Annotated in this window: 16 protein-coding genes; 3 read left to right on the top strand and 13 right to left on the bottom strand. The window is 48.2% G+C overall.

The genetic code is table 11. The annotated features are described in order from the left end of the window. Positions 1-35: 35 nt before the first annotated feature. Both Q0499_RS08245 and Q0499_RS08250 read right to left on the bottom strand, forming a co-directional pair. On the bottom strand, positions 36-401 hold the full coding sequence (locus Q0499_RS08245) for a translation initiation factor Sui1 (protein WP_299198167.1): 366 nt from the start codon (positions 399-401) through the stop codon (positions 36-38). A gap of 41 nt (positions 402-442) precedes the next feature. Next, positions 443-1762 carry a deoxyguanosinetriphosphate triphosphohydrolase gene (locus Q0499_RS08250; protein WP_299198134.1) on the bottom strand — a complete coding sequence of 440 codons (1320 nt, stop codon included), beginning with the start codon at positions 1760-1762 and terminating at the stop codon, positions 443-445. A 739-nt stretch (positions 1763-2501) separates the two neighbouring features. Between Q0499_RS08250 and Q0499_RS08255 the strand changes: the two genes are divergently transcribed. From Q0499_RS08255 to Q0499_RS08265, 3 genes are all read left to right on the top strand, one after another. Further along, positions 2502-2978 (top strand): hypothetical protein, encoded by a 477-nt coding sequence (locus Q0499_RS08255; protein ID WP_299198135.1) that lies wholly within the window; start codon positions 2502-2504, stop codon positions 2976-2978. Further along, positions 2978-3580, top strand: a complete 603-nt coding sequence (locus Q0499_RS08260; RefSeq protein WP_299198136.1) for an SCO family protein — start codon at positions 2978-2980, stop codon at positions 3578-3580. Before Q0499_RS08255 ends, Q0499_RS08260 begins: the two co-directional genes overlap by 1 nt. A 94-nt stretch (positions 3581-3674) precedes the next feature. Further along, positions 3675-4145, top strand: a complete 471-nt coding sequence (locus tag Q0499_RS08265) for a copper chaperone PCu(A)C (RefSeq protein WP_299198139.1) — start codon at positions 3675-3677, stop codon at positions 4143-4145. A 47-nt stretch (positions 4146-4192) separates the two neighbouring features. On the opposite strand, the gene Q0499_RS08270 is transcribed toward Q0499_RS08265, so the two are convergent. From Q0499_RS08270 to Q0499_RS08320, 11 genes are all read right to left on the bottom strand, one after another. Next, positions 4193-4729, bottom strand: a complete 537-nt coding sequence (locus Q0499_RS08270; RefSeq protein ID WP_299198141.1) for an elongation factor P hydroxylase — start codon at positions 4727-4729, stop codon at positions 4193-4195. Between the two features lie 48 nt (positions 4730-4777). Next, positions 4778-5437: a hypothetical protein gene (locus tag Q0499_RS08275; protein ID WP_299198143.1), complete on the bottom strand. Its 660-nt coding sequence runs from the start codon at positions 5435-5437 to the stop codon at positions 4778-4780. Between the two features lie 226 nt (positions 5438-5663). After that, the gene (gene soxZ, locus Q0499_RS08280; RefSeq protein WP_299198145.1) at positions 5664-5978 is read right to left on the bottom strand and encodes a thiosulfate oxidation carrier complex protein SoxZ; all 315 of its coding nucleotides are present in this window, start codon (positions 5976-5978) and stop codon (positions 5664-5666) included. 26 nt (positions 5979-6004) lie between these two features. Beyond that, a complete protein-coding gene (gene soxY / locus Q0499_RS08285) occupies positions 6005-6457 on the bottom strand; it encodes a thiosulfate oxidation carrier protein SoxY (protein ID WP_299198146.1) in 453 nt (150 codons plus the stop codon). Positions 6458-6642: 185 nt separating this feature from the next. Continuing rightward, positions 6643-7422 (bottom strand): enoyl-CoA hydratase, encoded by a 780-nt coding sequence (locus Q0499_RS08290; RefSeq protein ID WP_299198147.1) that lies wholly within the window; start codon positions 7420-7422, stop codon positions 6643-6645. A gap of 135 nt (positions 7423-7557) precedes the next feature. Then, positions 7558-8010 (bottom strand): YaiI/YqxD family protein, encoded by a 453-nt coding sequence (locus tag Q0499_RS08295; protein ID WP_299198148.1) that lies wholly within the window; start codon positions 8008-8010, stop codon positions 7558-7560. A gap of 20 nt (positions 8011-8030) precedes the next feature. Beyond that, the gene (gene ttcA / locus Q0499_RS08300; protein WP_299198149.1) at positions 8031-8915 is read right to left on the bottom strand and encodes a tRNA 2-thiocytidine(32) synthetase TtcA; all 885 of its coding nucleotides are present in this window, start codon (positions 8913-8915) and stop codon (positions 8031-8033) included. 120 nt (positions 8916-9035) lie between these two features. Beyond that, the gene (locus Q0499_RS08305; protein WP_299198152.1) at positions 9036-10388 is read right to left on the bottom strand and encodes a TolC family outer membrane protein; all 1353 of its coding nucleotides are present in this window, start codon (positions 10386-10388) and stop codon (positions 9036-9038) included. A 35-nt stretch (positions 10389-10423) separates the two neighbouring features. After that, positions 10424-11905, bottom strand: a complete 1482-nt coding sequence (locus Q0499_RS08310; RefSeq protein WP_299198154.1) for an HlyD family type I secretion periplasmic adaptor subunit — start codon at positions 11903-11905, stop codon at positions 10424-10426. Continuing rightward, positions 11905-14085, bottom strand: a complete 2181-nt coding sequence (locus Q0499_RS08315) for a type I secretion system permease/ATPase (protein ID WP_299198156.1) — start codon at positions 14083-14085, stop codon at positions 11905-11907. Before Q0499_RS08315 ends, Q0499_RS08310 begins: the two co-directional genes overlap by 1 nt. Positions 14086-14220: 135 nt before the next feature. After that, on the bottom strand, positions 14221-19899 hold a 5679-nt coding region (locus Q0499_RS08320; RefSeq protein WP_299198158.1), incomplete at its 5' end, for a VWA domain-containing protein.

A 19899-nucleotide genomic window follows, 5' to 3' on the forward strand; every position in this document is an offset into this window, starting at 1 on the left:
TTTACAAACCTTCTTGCGCTTCGGTGCCGCCATTGTCAGCCCCCTGCCAGCTTCACGTTAAAGCCCTGTTGCTCAAGCAACTGTTTAAGCTTTTCCCGATGATCGCCCTGAATCTCGATAACGCCATCTTTTAATGAACCACCGGTACCACACTGCTGCTTTAGCTTCTTAGCCAGCTCTTTTAACGCTTTTTCAGCCACCGGCACACCGGTAATTGTAGTCACGCCTTTGCCTTTTCTGCCGGCAGTTTCCCGGCGAATCCGCACAACGCCATCCAGGCTGCCGAGCCGTTGCTGATCGGCCAGCTGATCGCAGACACACTGATCAACCGCCTCTTTACACCCCGGGCAGAGCTGCCCTTTTTCCGTTGAGAAAACCAGATTACTTAGCTGATCACGCATCGACACAACAAGACACCTTAATGGTTATACATTTCATTGAATTAATTAACTGACATTCCGCCGATCTGCCGGGACAGATAGGCTGCATAATTGTCGGTCATTCCGCCGATAAAATCGAGTACGCGCATATAGGCTTGATACAGTGGCCACTCAGGGTTGGGGCTATGAATCCCCATCAGACTGATAATCTTCTGACTGCGATAACTGAGCTGGTCACTACTCTGGGTGTGTTGTTCGTAGGCTGCAGCGCAGAACGAGTCCAGCAAAGAGCCCAGGGTGCTGTACGCCCCCACCTCAAGCTCAGCTTTTCGGTTATCCGGAAACACCCGTTCACGGGCCAGTGTTTTGGCTTTTTCCAGCCCTTCCCTAACATTAAGATCACCATCAGCCAGTAGCTCGCCGGTATAGTCTCCGGCCATGATAGGCGTCAGATTAGACATAAACGCAGATACCGTTGACTCAACCATATTTTCCATCGCCATACCCCGCAGGGCCGATATTTTGCGGCGCGCGGATGCCTGAGTGAAAAAGATCTCATCTTCATAGTTAAGATCACCGCAGATCTGCAGCATTATCGGCTTAACATCATTGAAACTGAGTATGTTCAGTTCAATCGCATCTTCGAGGTCAAGAATTGCGTAGCAGATGTCATCGGCGGCTTCGACCAGAAACGCCAGCGGATGGCGGCACCAGTAGTCGTCCCCCAGTTTGACCAGCCCCAGCTCTCGCCCCAGCGCATTTAGAATTTCGCGCTCGGTTCCAAAACAGCTGAACTTGCCTTTTTTACCTGCCCGCTCCACTGTCCAGGGGTATTTCAGCAGAGTTCCCAACGTTGGGTAGGTTAATCGCAGACCACCATCAAACAGGTTGTTCTCAATCCGGGTCACGACTCTGAACCCCTGCGCATTACCTTCAAAGGTTTGCAGGTCCTGAAGCTCTGCTGTGCTCAGCTCTTCAAGATAATGTTTAGGCGCTTTGTGCTTAAACCAGTCGCGGATGGCATACTCCCCGGCATGACCAAAAGGAGGGTTGCCAATATCATGCGCAAGACAGGCTGACTGTACTATCGTCCCAAGATCATGAGGACTAATCCAGGATGGCAATTGATCCTGCAACAACTCGCCTACCCGGATGCCGAGACTGCGGCCCAGACTACCCACTTCGATACTGTGAGTCAGACGGGTATGGATATGATCGTTGAGTGATAATGGATGTACCTGGGTTTTTCGCCCCAAGCGGCGAAATGCGCTGGAGAAAATTATCCGGTCATGATCCTTGTGAAAATGGCTTCGACCTACCTCTTCCGGGGTTAGGTTTTCGTGGCCATAACGCTTGGTTGTCAGTAGCTTATCCCACTCCATTAGTACGATCCGTCAAATTTTGTTCACTCAAGTGTGCGGTATCAGTTAAGGCAAATCAATCTATACTCCTGACTTAATGACAGAGATTAGTCTGCAGATGCCGACGCCTTTCAGAAAAGGAGCAACCGCCATAGCGAAGACACGTAGAGGCCCGTTTGTAAGCCTGCAGTGATCACCGACCAGGTGATGGACCTAAGGAGATAAGACCAGGGCCTATTTAGAAGAGTCTGATTCTCCCCTGCCGGTATCCTGATCGAGTTCTACTAAGGAGATTTCATGTTGTGTATAGATAAAGCAGCTTTCACAGTGACGACATTGATAGATCTCCGCCGAGGGCTTTTTCAGCAGCGTTTTTAACCCCCGGTGAGGCTCAGTGACAAGCGATGATTCAATCAGTAACGTACAGTCCCGACAATGTGTGTGCATATACCCCCCCACGAGCTACTGCATGACCCTACTCAGTATAGAAGCCCACTTTCAAATCAGCCTGTATTTCATACATGATTTATACTAATACAATCTTACTATTATAAATATTCCATTAAATATCAGTCGACTACACGTAAATATCGTTTAAATTTAAAACAAACACAGCTATGACTCTCAATAGTTCATAGCAACGAAATAATGCGGATATGACAATGCATCATTTCGTTACCCCACTGATAATGCGACAATTTGTCACATTCAGATCTACAGAGGGATCGGTGACAATTCACTACAGAGGAAATACCCGGAGATGGTTCAACCCACAGTCAAAAAAAATAGATCACAATACCTGTATCTGATCCTGCTGGCGGGATTCATTCTGGCGGTATGGCTAGGCTCCTCAATGTTCAGCTTGCCCTCCTCTGAGGCACCAGGTGTCGCCAGTACTTGTGATCTGAACAAGCAGAGTTGCACGGTTGATATGGGAGAGGTAAGCATAACTCTGGATATTCAACCCAGGCCTGTCCGCTCTTTGATCCCGCTAAACTATCGGGTCAGCATCGATGGTGCCAGGGCCAGCAAAGTGATGATTAACTTACAGGGCAGTGAAATGTATATGGGTATCAACCAGACTGAGTTAACCCCTGTCGAAAATATACCAGGGGATTTCAGTGGCAAAGGTGAGTTAGCGGTCTGCACCACCGGGGAGATGTTATGGAGACTGACTGTCTCGGCAGAAACCGCTGCCGGACCGCTTACCACATGGTTTGAATTCAGAGCAAAATAATGGCAAATAACCTGACCACACTACGTAACCTGTTTCTCCTGACGCTGGCCCTGCTGGCGGGAATTGTTACCGCCTATATATTGTCGCCGAAAAGTAGTTCAACAGCTCAGCCGATGTTGAAAACCCTGGGGGGAGACTTCACACTGCAGGGCGTTAATGGTGATGTATCACTGCATGACTTTAGAGATAAAATAGTACTGATCTATATCGGCTATACCCACTGTCCTGATGTTTGCCCGACATCACTGGCAGTGATATCACAGACAATGAAAAATCTGGATGCCGATCAGCGCCAGCTGGTTCAGCCTATCTTCATCAGTGTCGACCCTGACCGTGACACCCCGGAACATCTGGCGGAATACAGTGCCTTCTTCTACCCGTCCATTATTGGTCTTACCGGCAGTCGTGAAAAGATTGACCAGGTGGTTGCTCAATATGGCGCGTTTTACCGAATGGTCGATATGAAAGATTCGGCAATGGGCTATGCCGTTGATCATTCCTCACGCATATACCTGATTAACAAACAGGGTGAATTGAGTAGCACTGTCACCCATGGATCATCACCCGATCAGTTGGCAACTGAGATTAAAAAACTACTCTGACCCTTTTAAAAAGTAAACGCACTCTGAAATCTGACTGACATCGGATGTTATGAATATGACCGTTATCAATAGCATTGTTATAAATAGGACTGTTATGAAAAAGCTAATTACGCTGGTTGCTGCACTTACTCTGTCTGCTTCTGCCTTTGCCGAAGTCAAGGTTGATCAACCCTATGCTCGCGCTGTTCCACCGGGACAACCCAACAGCGCCGCCTTTATGACCCTGAAAAACAACAGCGATGAGGAGGTCTCTCTGGTTTCAGCATCTACCTCAGTCGCAAATGTCGCTGAGTTGCATACCCACACCCAGGAAAACGGGGTGATGATGATGCGCAAAATCCCTCAGATAACCATGAAAGCCAATGAACAGGTAGAGCTCAAGCCCGGCGGGCTTCATGTAATGCTGATCGGACTGAAACAGAACCTGGCTAAAGATGAAACGATTGATCTGACACTAAACTTCAGCGATGGCAGCTCAGAAAAACTCGACATTAAAGTAATGGATGTGATGTCTGGCATGGGCAATATGCAGATGCATAAGGGCATGCAACAACAAGCTCAGTGACTCTCTGAACTTAAGTAATAAAAAACCGGCATTGTCGCCGGTTTTTTTTATTTTCCCTGAAGAGAAAAAGACTCAGGCCGCAATACATCAGTCGCATAATAGTTCTGAAACGCACAAATAAGAGCAGCAGGACGCTCGGGAATGCCCTCTGCGAGATATCGCTTCAACTGCTTATAAACATTTATCTTGAACTCTTCACTGGCGCCGATATCACTGCCCAGATTATCGGCACTGAAGTGAAACTTATGTCCTGCGGCTTCTGACAGTAACCACTCCAGCGCCTGGGGTTTTACCTCAACTTGCTCAAACTCAGCTTGCTCTTCCGCCGTTCGACCATCTGGTTTATACCAATAACCAAAATCAACCAGCTGTCGCCTTCCCTCACCGGCAACGCACCAGTGGCTGATCTCATGCAGAGCACTGGCAAAGAAACCATGGGCAAAAATTATACGATGCTGGGGATACTCGTCATCCGCCGGAAGGTAAATAGGCTCATCATCACCGCGAACCAGTACGGTATTTAATGTCTCACTGAACAGTCCGTTAAAGAGACTGATCAGGCTTTCAGGCGTCCGTTCGTTCATAGTCTGTCTGTAAAGGTTAGGCTTTTTATAAATAAGCGATGATCTTAATTACTGCTGATACTTAACCCAGGTAGTTTGATTCAGCCACCAACTATCACCGCTGTTATGATCGATTCTCGCGGCAACATAGCCTTTCACATCCCCGTTAGCCTGCAGTAACTGAATATCATAGGAGGAGATGGGGGGAGACTGCTCCTCTTCAAGAGGCTGCCAACTGTTGGCTGCCGATATCCAGCTCTCTCCGGAAAAACGGTTGAAACGGATCATCACCCACTGTCCCTTTGCGGTATAACAACTGGCTAGCTTGAACGGGTCACCACCCCCCAACTCCGGAGCGATCTGCTGTAACTCGACTAACTGCTGATCCAATCGCTGCATCATCTCACTTAAACCGGCATCCGGCTGAATACTCTCAGGATCTGCCGCTGCAGAACGCTTCACTTCCTGAGCCAATACCTGAAACTGCGTCAGTAACAGCTGCACACGCTCTGCCACCGAGCTGTTCTGAACTTTAAGCTCGAGAAACTGCTCCTGTAACAAGGTTATACGCCCATTCAGCTTCTCAAACTCCGCTGACTGATCAACAGAGACAACCGGCAGGCTCTCTGGCGACTCAATCGGTTGATTCGTATCCGGCTGAACATTGGCTGCATTACAGCCGGCCAGCACGAATGAGCTTAGAAAGGCCAGCACAACGATTCGGTTCACAATTTTCTCCTTCCCAATAGTGCGCCCATTCTAGCGGATGGACCGACTGAGTAGAACCGCTTTCCCGGCACGGGGAAAAAGAATAATGAAAAGGAGGCCCGGAGACTGAAGATAGTAGTATGAACGATTTATTTACAGGTACTATTTACAAGCGTTTTTACTTACAAGCGCGTCTTACTTACAAACGTTACTTACAGGCTCTAGTTACAAACTCTAGTTACAAGCTTCATTTAATAGTGGCTGTTTCACTACCTGACTTACCGGTATTTTCCAGCCAGGTAATTGTCAGCAGATCACCTTTCGCACCACCGAAAAAGCTAAAAGAGAAGAACGGATTTTTAGCGATACCGGTACCTAAATTGGCAGCAAATACGGTTTTATCCCCATGGGTCACAGTAATCTCGCGCAAAAACTTTGCCGGTATACGCTTACCTGTTTCTGTATTTTCCCGCAGCCCGGTTTCCATAACATGCTTGAGCATCAGCTTAACAACGGTCATATCACTGCGGACTTCGGCATTCACTTTCATAATATCAGCCATCGTCTGTACCTCCCATTAGCCCCGAATTAACCATCACATCCACCGATAGTGACCTTAGTGTCCTGAGAGGCACTCCACAGCTGTCCACCCGCTTTAACCACGGCGGTAATCGTTGATGATTTATGCATCCGTATTCGGGTAGACACGGCGGCCTCTGTACCCTCTGGAATAATAAATTCAGCCACAAGCGGATGCAGATTACCTTCAACAAACAGGCTAATCGACTCGACAGAGGCAAGCGATGTTTTCACGCTAACCGGAACTACAGATCCATCAGCGGCAATACTTGGCACTTTCAGAACGACCAGATCCGTTGCCAGCGGTTCAGCACCCAGCAACGTTCTTACCGCGACAAATTGACTGTTCGCATCAAACGCACGTTTATTCCAGGCCGCCACTGCCATAGCAGGCATCAACACGCCCGCACCTATTAGTGCCGCGCTGTGGGCCAACATCTTAATCACTGCACGACGATTCATTATGGTCTCTACCCTCTTTCTGCTCCAGTCTATCGTGCACAATACCTAAAACTGGATAAAATATTCAATCTGGCTACCTATACTGACACCTTTTTACTAGCTGCCCCGAACAGCGTTCAAATATAAAAAAACGCAATAAATGCGTTTTTGTATACTTGCTGAATTAAAGCCTTAGATAGACGACCTTAACGGTGCTGCCATTGCGGTTTACGTTTATGGATAAAGGCGTCTATGCCTTCACCGGCATCATGAGTCAGCATATTTTCAGTCATCACGCGACTACACTCAACATATGCCTCATCCAAAGGCTTATCTATCTGCCGTACGTATGCCTGTTTGCCGATAGAGATCGCTTTGCGTGAACTTGCTGCAATTTTACCAGCGACTTCGAGGGTTTTTTCATCGATGGACTCGTCTGAGACAATCCAGTTTATCAGACCTATCTCAGCGGCTTTGTCAGCACTGATCATATCCCCGAGCAAGAGCATCTCCATCGCATGCTTTTTACTCACCGCTCGACTCAACGCTACCATCGGCGTGGAACAGAACAAGCCAATATTAACCCCCGGCGTAGCAAAACGTGAAGAGTCTGTGGCAACGGCAAGATCACAGCTGGCGACAATCTGACAGCCTGCTGCCGTTGCTACCCCATGCACCTGAGCAATCACCGGAATCGGCAGGTTCACGATTCGCTGCATCAGCTTCGAGCAGGTCTCAAAAGTGCACTGGTAATAACTTTCCTCTCCCTCTCCCAGCATCTGCTTCAGATCGTGCCCGGAACAAAACCCCCGACCACTCCCTCGCAGCACGACAACTCGCACAGAAAGATCATTAGCGATCGAATCTAAAGCATCGATGAGGGCGTTCATCAGCTCCATTGAAAGGGAGTTGTAAGCATCAGGACGGTTAAGTGTTAGCGTGCAAATCCCGTCTGCATCGTCTCGAATCAGTAGCGTGTCACTCATAGTAACCTCAGTTATTGTTATCAATAGAGGAAACGCTAAAACAAAAGCGGATAAAAATAAAGGATTACCCCTATTTTAAAATAAAAAAGTGAGATTGATGTCGATAGGATTAACGCAAGAGAATAGCCGAAAGGCCTATTTCTGAATATGTTTTGCTAAAAAACGGTCTAACTGATTGGCGAACAGTTGTCGATCCTGTTGCGTCAGCTTCGCCGGGCCACCAGTATCGATGCCGGAGCTGCGTAACTGGTCCATAAAATCACGCATATTCAGTCGCTGACGGATATTTTCCGGGGTATAAAACTCACCCCGGGGATTCAGCGCATGAGCACCCTTTTCAAGCACTTCAGAGGCCAGAGGAATATCCGCTGTAATCACCAGATCACCCGGATCACACTCCTGGACGATATAGTTATCGGCAACATCAAAACCCGCAGGCACCTGAACGGCTTTAATAAAAACAGATGGCGGGGTCCGCAGCATCTGATTCGCCACCAGAACCGTCTTGACGCCTAACCGTTCCGCGGCGCGAAACAGAATCTCCTTTACCACGTTAGGGCAGGCATCCGCATCAACCCAGATATTCATAAGCAAGGCTCCACCAGGTTTCAGATAGAGAGGATATCGATCATTTCCGGCATATTACCGCTCACCGCAGGGCTGACCGCAGACGATGGGTTTATACCATGGGCATAGCCCCGCTGTAGCGTCTTAAAATCAAACAGCTCAGTATCAACAAGGTGGGAGGGGACTACATTTCTCAACGAGCGGAACATGGTTTCAATACGCCCTGGATGATGTTTATCCCAGCCCTGCAACATCTCTTTAACCACCTGACGTTGCAACCCATCCTGCGAACCACACAGATTACAGGGGATAATAGGAAATTCACGTAGCTCTGCGTAGGCCGCGATATCTTTCTCCCGGGCATAGGCCAACGGCCGGATCACCATATTCTTGCCATCATCGCTCACCAGTTTAGGCGGCATAGACTTCAGTTTGCCCCCATAAAACATGTTGAGAAAGAACGTTTCCAATATATCATCCCGGTGGTGACCCAAAGCGATCTTATTGGCACCGATCTCTTCAGCAAAACCATATAGCGTTCCCCGACGTAGACGAGAGCACAGTGCACAGGTGGTTTTCCCTTCGGGCACCAGCTCTTTTACAACCGAGTAGGTGTCTCTTTCGACAATATGAAAAGGCACACCTATCTGAGTCAGATATTCTGGCAACACATGTTCCGGAAAGCCTGGTTGTTTCTGATCCAGATTGACGGCAATGATCTCAAAACTGATCGGCGCACTTTTTTGCAGATTCATCAGAATATCAAGCATGGCAAAAGAGTCTTTACCACCGGACAGACATACCATTACTTTGTCGCCATCTTCGATCATATTAAAATCTTCGATAGCACGGCCGGCTTCCCGACGCAGGCGTTTCTGTAATTTGTTTAGCCGGGTTTTCTGCTGTTTTGCCAGTTCTTCGCTCATATACACTTTCAGGAGGCTGTTTAAAAAGGCGGCGATTATAGCGGATTAAGACAGAATAATCAGCCTGCAAATCAGCTGCACTCAAAATTGAACGCAGTCGATATACAGGCAGTTATAAGATCAGTTGCGCAGAGAAGAGATCTCAGCCTGATCTTCACTTGTCAGGATAGATTCCCGATTAAGGTTAAGAACCGTGAGCAGATCCCCCATAGAGTTTAATACTCTGAACTGGGTCATTAAGCGATCTTTGTCCGCTTTTAAAAGCTCTTTACGTGCTTCGAACAGTTCGTTTTCTGCATCGAGCAGGTCAACCAGTGTGCGACGACCCAGGCTAAACTGCTGCTTATAGGCATCCAGGGTTTTCTCCGCTTCGATCACATGATCTTCGAGAAACTCCATCTGCCGCTCCAGTAACTGGTAGGCGTTCCATGACAGACTCATCCCCTGAGCAACTTCCCGCTGTGCCCGATCCCGAATAGCGCTGGCTTCCATCAGCCGATAATAAGCTTCTTTCTTGCGATAGCTATCTGCATTGCCGTTGAACAGGTTGTAGCGCATACGGATCATCGCGGTCAGATCATTATTATAACCGACGGCTCCATCCAGATTGTTATTCCAGGTGCCTCCCAGTTCCAGGCGAACATCCGGATGAAAATCAGAATCTCTGGTTTTCAACTGAGCGACAGCCGCATCCACATCAAACTGAGCTGATAGCAGTGTCGGATGAACCTTACCGGCCCGTTCCAGCGCCTGTTCATATGACACCGGCATATACTCATCTACAGGTACAGGTTTAACCAGACCAGCCGCTTCCTGCCCAACCACTCTGTAATAACGCGCCATGGCATCAAGAACATTGTTGTCGGTTGCCAGGTAGTTTGTATGTGCCCGGCTCAGGCGTCCATTAACCTGTGATAGATCAGAAGCAGACCCAAGCCCATGCTCAGAGCGCTTACGAATACCGTCAAGAATCTCGATATGGGACTCAAGATTAGCCGCAGCCAAAACCGATGATTCCTGTGCATTAATCACAGTCATATAGGCATCAGCTACCTCAAGGGTGGTGTTTTCTGCCACACTCCAGAGCTGGAAGCGTTGCGCCTCGGCTTCTGCACTTGTGCGGTCATCATCGTTTTTTGTACGCAGGCCATCATATAATAACTGACTCATCGTCAGGGATGCTTCACCGCGCTCCAGGTTAACATAATCGGAACTACTGGTTGCCGCACGGGTAGATGGACTGTTGGTCCACTCACCGCCCCAGCCTAAAGCAAAATCCACTTTTGGCTTGTAACCGGCTCTGGCCACACCCACTTGTTCAATACGGCTAAGGTACTGACTTTTGACAATTGCCACATCTGGTGAGTTGCCAATGGCAAATGATGTTGCTTCAACCAGCGTCTGAGACGAGACCGTGCCCGACCAAACCATTATAGCCAGCACACTTGCACTAACTCTGCTTATCTTACCCATAGAACCGTTCCCCCCGGATAAAGTCCATCTCAACGTTATCGTTCTCGTAAAGCTTGTTGCTGCGCCTTGAAAATAGGCTTCAGCAAATAATCAAGTACACTTTTTTTGCCCGTCATAATGTCTACAGTCGCCATCATGCCGGGAATAATAGGCAAGGAGTTTCCCCCTCGTCCAAGATCTGTATTTTCGGTGCGGACTCTGATGAGGTAATAAAGATTACCCTTCTCATCTTCAATTGTATCCGCACTAATATGTTCCAGAGTACCTTTTAATCCACCATAGATTGAAAAGTCATAGGCTGTCAGCCGAACCACAGCATTCAACCCAGGACGTAAAAATGCGATATCTTTGGGTGAAATTTTTGCTTCAATCAGCAGATGATCCTCTGTTGGTACAATCTCTATCAGATCCATCCCCGGCTGAATGACGCCGCCAATGGTATTAACTGAAATTGTTTTGATTGTACCATGTACCGGAGACACAACCGTTGTGCGGTCAACCCGATCACGTAAACTAACCTGAGCTTCTGTCTTCTGGTTCAGCTGAGCCAGATTCTCGTTAAGTTTTTGTTGACTTTCACTGCGTGCATTTAACGCGATTTCACGACGTTTCGCAACCGATTCCTGGATACTTAGGCGGACTTTAGGCAGTAACAGCTTGGCGCTTTCAAGCTCCTGTTTATAGCTATTCAGGTCTCTTTCAAGTTTGATCAGTTCAATTTCAGGGACCACTCCCTGTTCAGCCAAAGGCTTCGTCATTTTCAGTTCACGAAGGCTCAGTTTGTAAGATCGGTCAAGGTGACTAATTTTAGAATCCAGCTCTTTCTCTTCCTGATCCCCCTGCTGAATCTGCCGGCCAATAATTTCCAGCTGATTACTCAAATTACGTAGATACTCTTCAAGCTGAGACTGCTCCCGCCCTAACAGATCGGGATTGCGCTGCTGCCATTCTTCCTCAACAGAGATTGGCTGAGGAACCACCTTAACCTGAGCCTGCCAGTCAGCATTCACCGGGTCATCGCTGATAATAATACTGGCCAGTTCGGCTCTATGCCGGGCAATTGAGATTTCCAGATAGGCCTGCTCCTGTGCCTGGCCTCTGAAATCCGATAAAAAGCGGGTCTCATCCAGCCGCAACAGAGGCTGGCCCGCTTCTACCTTATCGCCCTCTTTTACATACAGCTCTTTGAGAATCCCACCTTCGAGATACTGTACTACCTGAATCTGCTGGGATGGAATAACACTCCCCTGACCTCGGGTGATCTCATCCAGCTCAGCAAAATAGGCCCAGATAATGGCGGTAAAGACAAAACAAACAACGCCCCAGAGCAGAATGCGTGAACTTCTGGGTGTATCCAGTAATACACTGGCAGCTGAGTTATCGATAAAGTCATGCATTTCATCAGCGATGACAGTTTTATCCTGCTTCGACTGAGACATCGATGCAAATGCACTTTTCATCTTCGATGGTTTAGCTTCCGGGGCTACCGGTAACGGGTCTGTCTGCATATCACCCATCAGGAGTGAACCTCTTTTTTGGCTTTCTGCTGATTAACACCTTCTCTCAGCCAATTAACCACGTCAGCTTTGGGCCCATCCGCAACTAAACGACCATTTTCCAGAACGATAATCCGGTCAACAACATCCAGAAGACTCGATTTATGGGTACTTAGAATCAGGGTTTTACTGCGATCAAGGGATTTTAGCTGACTCATTAACCTGACTTCTGACTTGCGATCCAACTGACTTGTTGGCTCATCCAGCAACAGTATTGGCGGGTCCATCACGATTGCTCTGGCCGCTGAGACAGCCTGGCGCTGACCACCGGATAACTGTCTTCCGGCCTCACCCACTTGCCGTTCCAACCCTTCAGGATCATGATTAGTAAACTCTGTCACACCGCCCCATTCAGCAGCGCGCAACAGATTTTCATCACTGGTAAAGGGTGCACCCATGACGATATTGTCGCGAATACTGCCAAAGAACAGGTGATTATCCTGAGTAATACAACCAATATTGCGTCGCAGGTCTGCCGGGTGCAGCTGAGCGATATTAACACCATCAACCCGAACATCACCCTGAGTACATTGATATAAGCCGAGAATCAATTTCTCTAGTGAGGTTTTACCTGCACCAATCCCGCCAATCAGAGCAACCCGCTCGCCGGGCTGAATAGTAAAACTGACATCATGAAGTGCATAGCTCTGCTGGCCCGGATAGGCAAAACTGACTTTATCAAACTCAATTTTTCCCTGCAGTTTAGGTCGGCTGACATAGCTTTTGCCCTCCTCCTCTTCTACAGGCATCTCCATCACCTGATTGATAAGACTCATGGATGCCTTGGCCTGATTATACCGGGTTGCCAGCAATGATAACTGAGCCAAAGGCTGCACCGCCCGCCCGCTCAACATAACCGCAGCAATGATCCCCCCCATGCTCAGCTCACCAGCAGCAACCAGATAAACCCCGAGGACAACGATGCCGACGGTCATCATCTGCTGCATAAAACCAGAAAGCGTGGAAGCACCATTGGCCAGCTTACGAGTCTGAATGTCGTGCTGCCCCATCTTACTGACAGCCTGTTCCCAGATCACCTGATACTGACTCTGGGCACCATTAATCTTAACTGCTTCAATACCGGTGAGCCCCTCAACGAGGGTCGCCTGCTTTTGTGAAGCGATCTTAGATGTCAGCTCAATCTGTTTTGCCAGCGGTCTCTGGATATAAAGGCTATAGGCAACCAGAACGATCATCACGACCAGCGGGACAATGGCCAGCGGCCCACCCACTATCCAGATAACGATCAAAAATAACAGCGCAAATGGCAGATCAATCAACGCGCCAAGTGTGGCTGAGGTAATAAATTCACGAATCGTTTCAAACGACTGCAGATTATTAGCAAAGGCTCCGACAGAGAGCGGCCGCGCTTCCAGACGGATACCCATCACTTTGGCAAAGATTTTAGCCGACAATTGCAAGTCCAGCTTCTTGCCAGCAATATCAATAAAGTATGAGCGCAAGTGCTTCAGAATAAGATCGAACACAAACACCAATCCAACCCCGATTGCTAACACCCAGAGTGAATCGAATGCCAGGTTTGGCACAATCCGGTCATACACATTCATCACAAACAGTGGTGATGCCATGGCAAAGAGATTGATCAATAAAGAAGCGATCAGTACATCTCTGTAGATCGGCACAGCACTCCTGAATGTGCCCCAGAACCAGTGTCCTTCGCGGGTATCAAGAACATCAGGGCTGCGCTGATCAAACTGATATTTCTTACGAATATAAAACAGGTGCCCTGAATATATTTTCTCAAGTGCCTCAATTGTCAGATCGACCTCACCATCGCCACTTTCCGGCTGGACTATCCGGGCAGTCCCTGACTGATGATCGATTGACATAAGTATGCAACAGCTATGATTTTTTAGCAGTAACACACAGGGCAACAAAAGTTCGTGTATCTGTAACAACGACTGATCTGCGAGCCTTGCAGACAAGCCTGCACGTTCAGCAGCTCGGGGAAACAACGCCAGTGTCAGACGGTTGTCTACCAGCGGAAGCCCACTACTAAGAGAATCTTCAGATACAGGCCTGCCGTAGTACTTACTCAAAAGCACCAAAGCATCCAGCAAAGGATCAACGAACTGATCTCTGCTGGTACCAAAATTCCAGTCTGATTGTGGCTGTATCACTGTTATTTTTTGCCCCAATATACAAATATATAGCCGCAGCTATCTGTTTTAAACCCTGACATCAAACAGCTGTTCGATGCTATTAGCTAAACAAAAAAACGGGCAGCCCCATGGAGGAGCCGCCCCCTTTCAGCATTATATAATCAGCTTTGACTGATCGATAAGCTGATTAAGCAGATCACTGTTAGTTGCGCCGGGATCAAGACTAAGGTCTGTTTTCAGACCCTGAATGCTGACATTATCCAGAACAATCTCCTGAACAACACTTCCGCCGGCACTATCCTTAACACTCAACACCGCCTGATTTGAAGCGTTCTCTGTCAGGCTCAGGTAGGATTCAACTACACCCGGATCTGTCATACCCAACGAGTCAAGCAGACCTGAAAGGTCAAGCTTATCATTATCAGCAACAACAAAGTCCTGTATATGATCGCTGGCAGGCATTGAGACAGTACCCTGATCTCCACCATTCCAGTCAAAGGTATCAGCCCCGGCACCGCCCATCAGCAGGTCATCACCAGCCCCACCAATCAGTATATCGTTACCTAAACCACCATCGAGAATATCGTTGCCTGCAGCACCATCCAGCGTTTCACCGCTATCAGTACCTGTCAGTGTCTGATTCTTACCGATAAGCATCGATAGTGGCTGATTAAGAGAGCTATCTCCATCACTGTCTTTAACACTGATGATAAAGTTCTCGACCACATCAGTACCATTGCTAACATTCGATGTGTAAGTGAAAGTTCCCGTTTCAAAGTTAAGGTCCATGTCACCTTCAGACAACACAATCGTCTGTATCGGATTCGCTGCGTCATAACTATAGGTTACACCGTTATAGCTCAGCTCCAGAATATGACCGCCATCAGCACCAAACAGAATTCCACTATCTCCGTCAGCACCAAACAAGCTACCCTGCACAGGTGCCACAGTAGCAAGCATCACATCACTCAGGGTCGTAATATCAGCGACAACCTGAGAGGTCTTACCTGCAACAACCTGAACCATATCAAGATAGGCTGTACTGAGGTTGGTACCGATACCAATAACCTCAAGCGCAATATTGTTACTGTTGATGAAGCTATTCCAGGCATTCAAATAGACAGAATCAAGATAACCTGATTCGACACCATCCTGGGTATTCTGACCAGTTACATCCGTTGGCGTCGCGGTTGTGTCATCATATTCCTTTGTCGGTGCGCCATCAGAGAGGAAGTAAGCAACCGTTTTATCTGCAGCAGGCGCTCCGGGATAACCCGATTCAGTCACAGCTACTGCCGCTTCGTAGTTTGTCCAACCATCAGTCAGGCCAGAAATACCAGCACCGTTATACTGAATAACGCCAGTATTCATGCTCAACAAATTAATATAGCTGATTGCATCCGCAGCACTCATCCATCCCAGATTGGCAGCTTGTGTACCGAATAAAGTCAGGCTGACATTAGTAGTACCCTGAGTCTGATATGCAGTGATGGTATCAATCATCGCCTGTTTAGCCAGTTCAAATCGAGTGCTACCACCTACAGCTGATGTCATGGAACCGGATATATCCAGAGTCATAACAACATTACTGCTTACGGACTCAGGAATATCGACAGAGACAGCGATGCTATTATTCACCTGTGGCACATCGTCATGAATCGTTACATCCAGAGTCGAGGTATAAGGCGTACCACCGGGATCAGTTACCACATAGGTAAAGCTGTCAACGACAGTATCCGTTGGCGTAGCGACCATCTCTGGCCCACTGATTGTAAAATTATCGATATACGCATCTTCAGTATTTGAGCTACTGCTGTTGAGCAATACAAAATCGGCCTGTCCCTGAGCATTCAGAGTGACATCGAAGGAGTATGCGCGAGTCCCACCAGTGTGAGAATCATTGATAACATCGGTTCCATTTACCGTAACAACAAAGTTGTCAGCACCGCCATCCCAGTTCGTAGTCGCTTCAAAATCGAAGGAAACAGTCACTGTTTGATTGGCATAGCTAACACCAAAATCAAACGTTTTGGTTGCAGTGTCGTTATTGCCATCTATCAGCATTCGGTTGCCACTGACTGTCACGTTACTACCACCCCAGCTGTCCAGAGAACCGCTAAAGGTATCGTTTGCCAGAGTAACGGTATTACCAGTACTGGTATACAGCGTGTGATCAACTGCATTAATCAGCGTGTAAGTGTAATCACCCGTAGTCGTGTCAACGACCAGCGTATTGCCCTCTGCCGTAGTCACTGTCATCAGATTACCATTCACAACAGTAGTACCACCGGCAATACTCACTGTACTGAGGGAGAGACCATTTGGAATGGTATCGTCGGACAGAATATTACCGGTTACCACTTCCCCGGTGCCGACACTGTTTGTGCCATCAGCCATGTCGGCCTCAAATACCTCTGCCGCATTGGCATTCAATGTCGGAGTCGGTTTTACCTCTCTGCTGACATCAAGGGTGACAATACCAGAGGTAACATCGCCGTCTACATCCTGCATGGTAAAGCCGATAGTCTCAGCAAAATCCACCGTAAAGGTTGGATCCGCCTCATAGGAGTAAACACCCGTATCCATATTGATGCTTATCACGCCACCCAGAGCCGTAGTGATGACGACAGAACTATCATTGATGACATTACTGTTCGCACTATTGGTAATAGTTCCGGCGGTATTGTCATAAGTATAAGTGACTGAATCGATAGTCACCGTGCGTACATGGCCATTACCATCGGCACCAAATCCGCCCGAAGCAAGAGACCCAAACAGATTACCCGGTATAGCAGTAGAAACTGTTGCCAACAGAGAATCGGTCAGAGTTGTGCCTGCAGCCGTTGCATCAATTGCCGGACGCTCCGTTGCATCAACACCGTTGTAAGCAATCGGCTCGAGAGATGTAACCGCCGCGCCACCAAAACCAACAGCGAAGGAATCAATGTTGTTGTTAGTAACAAAGGTTTCCCATGCGGTCTGGTCACCCGCAGTATCGACTTCATTACCGGAAGTCGGTACACCATCAGAAAGGAAGTAAGATATATTCTTGCCGCCTGCGATATAACCGTTTGTTTCGACAAAAGCGGTTTGTGCTGCTGCCAAAGCTGCATCGTAATTTGTTGCCCCGCCCATATCGGCATCGGTTAAGGCATTAATATAAGACTTCGCATCAGCAACACTGATCCAGCCGCCATCTCCTGGCACCGTTGCTGTACTGCTGAAGTTGACAATCTGAATAGCGGTATAACCGGCATTATCATAAGAATCCAGCATAGAGATTACTGCTGACTTCATATTCGCCAGGTTACTGCCTGACATACTTCCAGAGAAATCCAGAACCAGCATAACGTTGGATAGTGCCAGTGGTACCTCAAGTGAATTGCTAAGATCTCCACTCACCGGACGGTCATCTTCAATGCGAACATTGAGGCTGGAATTAACAGTATTAGAGCCATCAGAGATGGCAACTCCAAACTGCAGATCCATAATGTCCTCTGTACTGTTAACAGGGTGATCAACTGGCGCAAGCAAATTAACGGTGTACGACACACTGTTGTTTGACCCGGAAGAAACAACCGGATCAAGCGTAATGGTCAGAACATCGACCCCGGCAGAGGTACTTCCTGTCAGTGTCTGACTCGCCGCATCCCAACTCCAGCTATCAACATCATCACCACCAGAGGTAAGGTTGATTGGGTTACCGTTAGACGTAACACTTGTAAGCCCAGTCAGCGCAAGAGTGAAAATACTGCTATCCGAGTCAGTAAAATTGATAACCCCAGTCGCGAATGCAGCATCTGTCGTATCAACCGGATCCCCGGTGCTATCTATAAGGCCTCCGATCAGCCCTTCTTCAGAGACTGACACGGTATCGATAGAGGTAATCACTGATGGGTCGTCAGTTTCAATCACTGTAATATTAAGATTAGCCGTTGAAGTAGCTGTATCAACCACTGCACCATTAGCAAACTCCTGAGAGGTAGCCGTGACTACCAGAGTATGAACCTCGCTAGCACCATTTGGCAGATCGGTATAACCGGTATAGCTCAGGTTATCCAGATTCCAGCTGGTCACATCAACGCTGGTATTACCTGCAGTCGCCGTGAAGCTGTTTGTGCCATCGGTCAGCACTGAACCGTCAGGAATAGAGGAGATTACGATACTGCTGAGCACTTCAGAACCATCGGTATCTACCAAAGCAGAATCGATAGCCGTCAATTTGATCGGTGTACCTTCATATCCTTTATTCAGTTCTACCGGATAATAACCACCATCACTGCCGGATGACAGAATCAGATCAGAGTGCTGCCCCTGTGCTGCATCAACCGCATCGATACTGGTATACATATTAACGGCAGCAGTATTGAACGGCTGGCTGGCGCCGCCATTAACACTGACATTAACCGACAGATCACCTGCAGCAATATGGTTGTAGATATACATCTCAAAGGTGTAATACCCGCTGGAAGCGGCGGTAAAGTCACCATAAGTGGATACAGTGCCGGAACCAACATTCGCAGTAGTAACCGCTGAGGTATCATAACTACCAAATGCATCACCGGTCGTTTCGATTAGCGTAGTGCCACCAACCTCAATGCGGAAAGAATCATCCAAATAGCCATTGAATGACAGTGTGCTACCCGCCTCAAGGTAGATAACACCAGTAGTGACTTCAACACTGTCGACAGCAACGCTATTTGCATCAGTTGCAGATGCAGCATCACGATAGGGTTGTGTTACCACCGTTGAAGTGCCGCCAACCAGCCCATCAGAGAGCGTTTCGAGATTGCTACTATCAACCGTTGCTGGACTGATACCCGTATTGGTATAAACCGTTTTAACCAGACCTTCTGAAGCAGGAACTGTAATCAGATCGACAAGCTCAACACCACCACTGGTCTGTGTACCATCCACTGTGAGTGTCGGAGCATCAGCGACCGGCGTAACATCGATCGTCAGCGTTGCAGGAGTCGCGCTCCAGTTAACACCGTCGGATACACTAAAGGTAATGCTGTCATAGTCATTTAACTGATCGCCTTCACCCGCAGCGCTATAGCTGTCATAACCGGAATCATTAAGGGCCGGTTCAAAGGTCAGCAAACCTATATCAGTACTGCTAATCTCATTGCTGCCAGCGTTAAAGCTGGCCAGATTCGCAGCCGTAATCTCGACACCATTGAAGAACAGCGTGCCATCGGTTGGCAGAGACTCAATCCTAACAGCCTGTAAACTGTTACCGGCATCAAGATCACTGAAACCGAAGTCCGCAGCACTAAATGTCAGCGTTGTATCTTCCAGAGTCGAAGCAGTGCTGTTAACAGCATCAGGTATATTGTCATCATCTGTAATGGTACCAGTACCGGTTGCACTGGTGTTTGTAGTGGTACCACCAGTAACCGTAGCTGTCAGATCGAAGCTTTCAGAACCTTCAACCAGGGCGTCCTGCAAGGTAGCAGAGCGCACCTGAAGTGAAGTTTCGTTAGGCGCAAAGCTCAGATCACCCGTAACAGGCTCCCATAAGCCAGACCCCGTGTTGAAGTATTCAAGACCTGGACTGTAATCAGTCGTATCCGTAGCGCTACCGGTATCAACAGTCGCTACACTGAAGCTTATAGCTTCAAGACTCTGATTACTCAGACTGACAGTGAACTCCATCTGCCCACCTTCACCCACGGTTGGGTTACTGACAGACAGTGTAGGCGTGTCATTATCAGGCGCCCCTGGGCCGGTTGGGTCAAATGGGCCGGGGCCGGTACCGTCATCAATAATGGTACCGGTGGCGGTCGCATCCGCAATGGTGCTGCCCGCTGAGTTGTTGCTCAGCGTCGC

The organism is uncultured Amphritea sp. (genome assembly GCF_937127095.1).
Taxonomy (GTDB): Bacteria; Pseudomonadota; Gammaproteobacteria; order Pseudomonadales; family Balneatricaceae; genus Amphritea.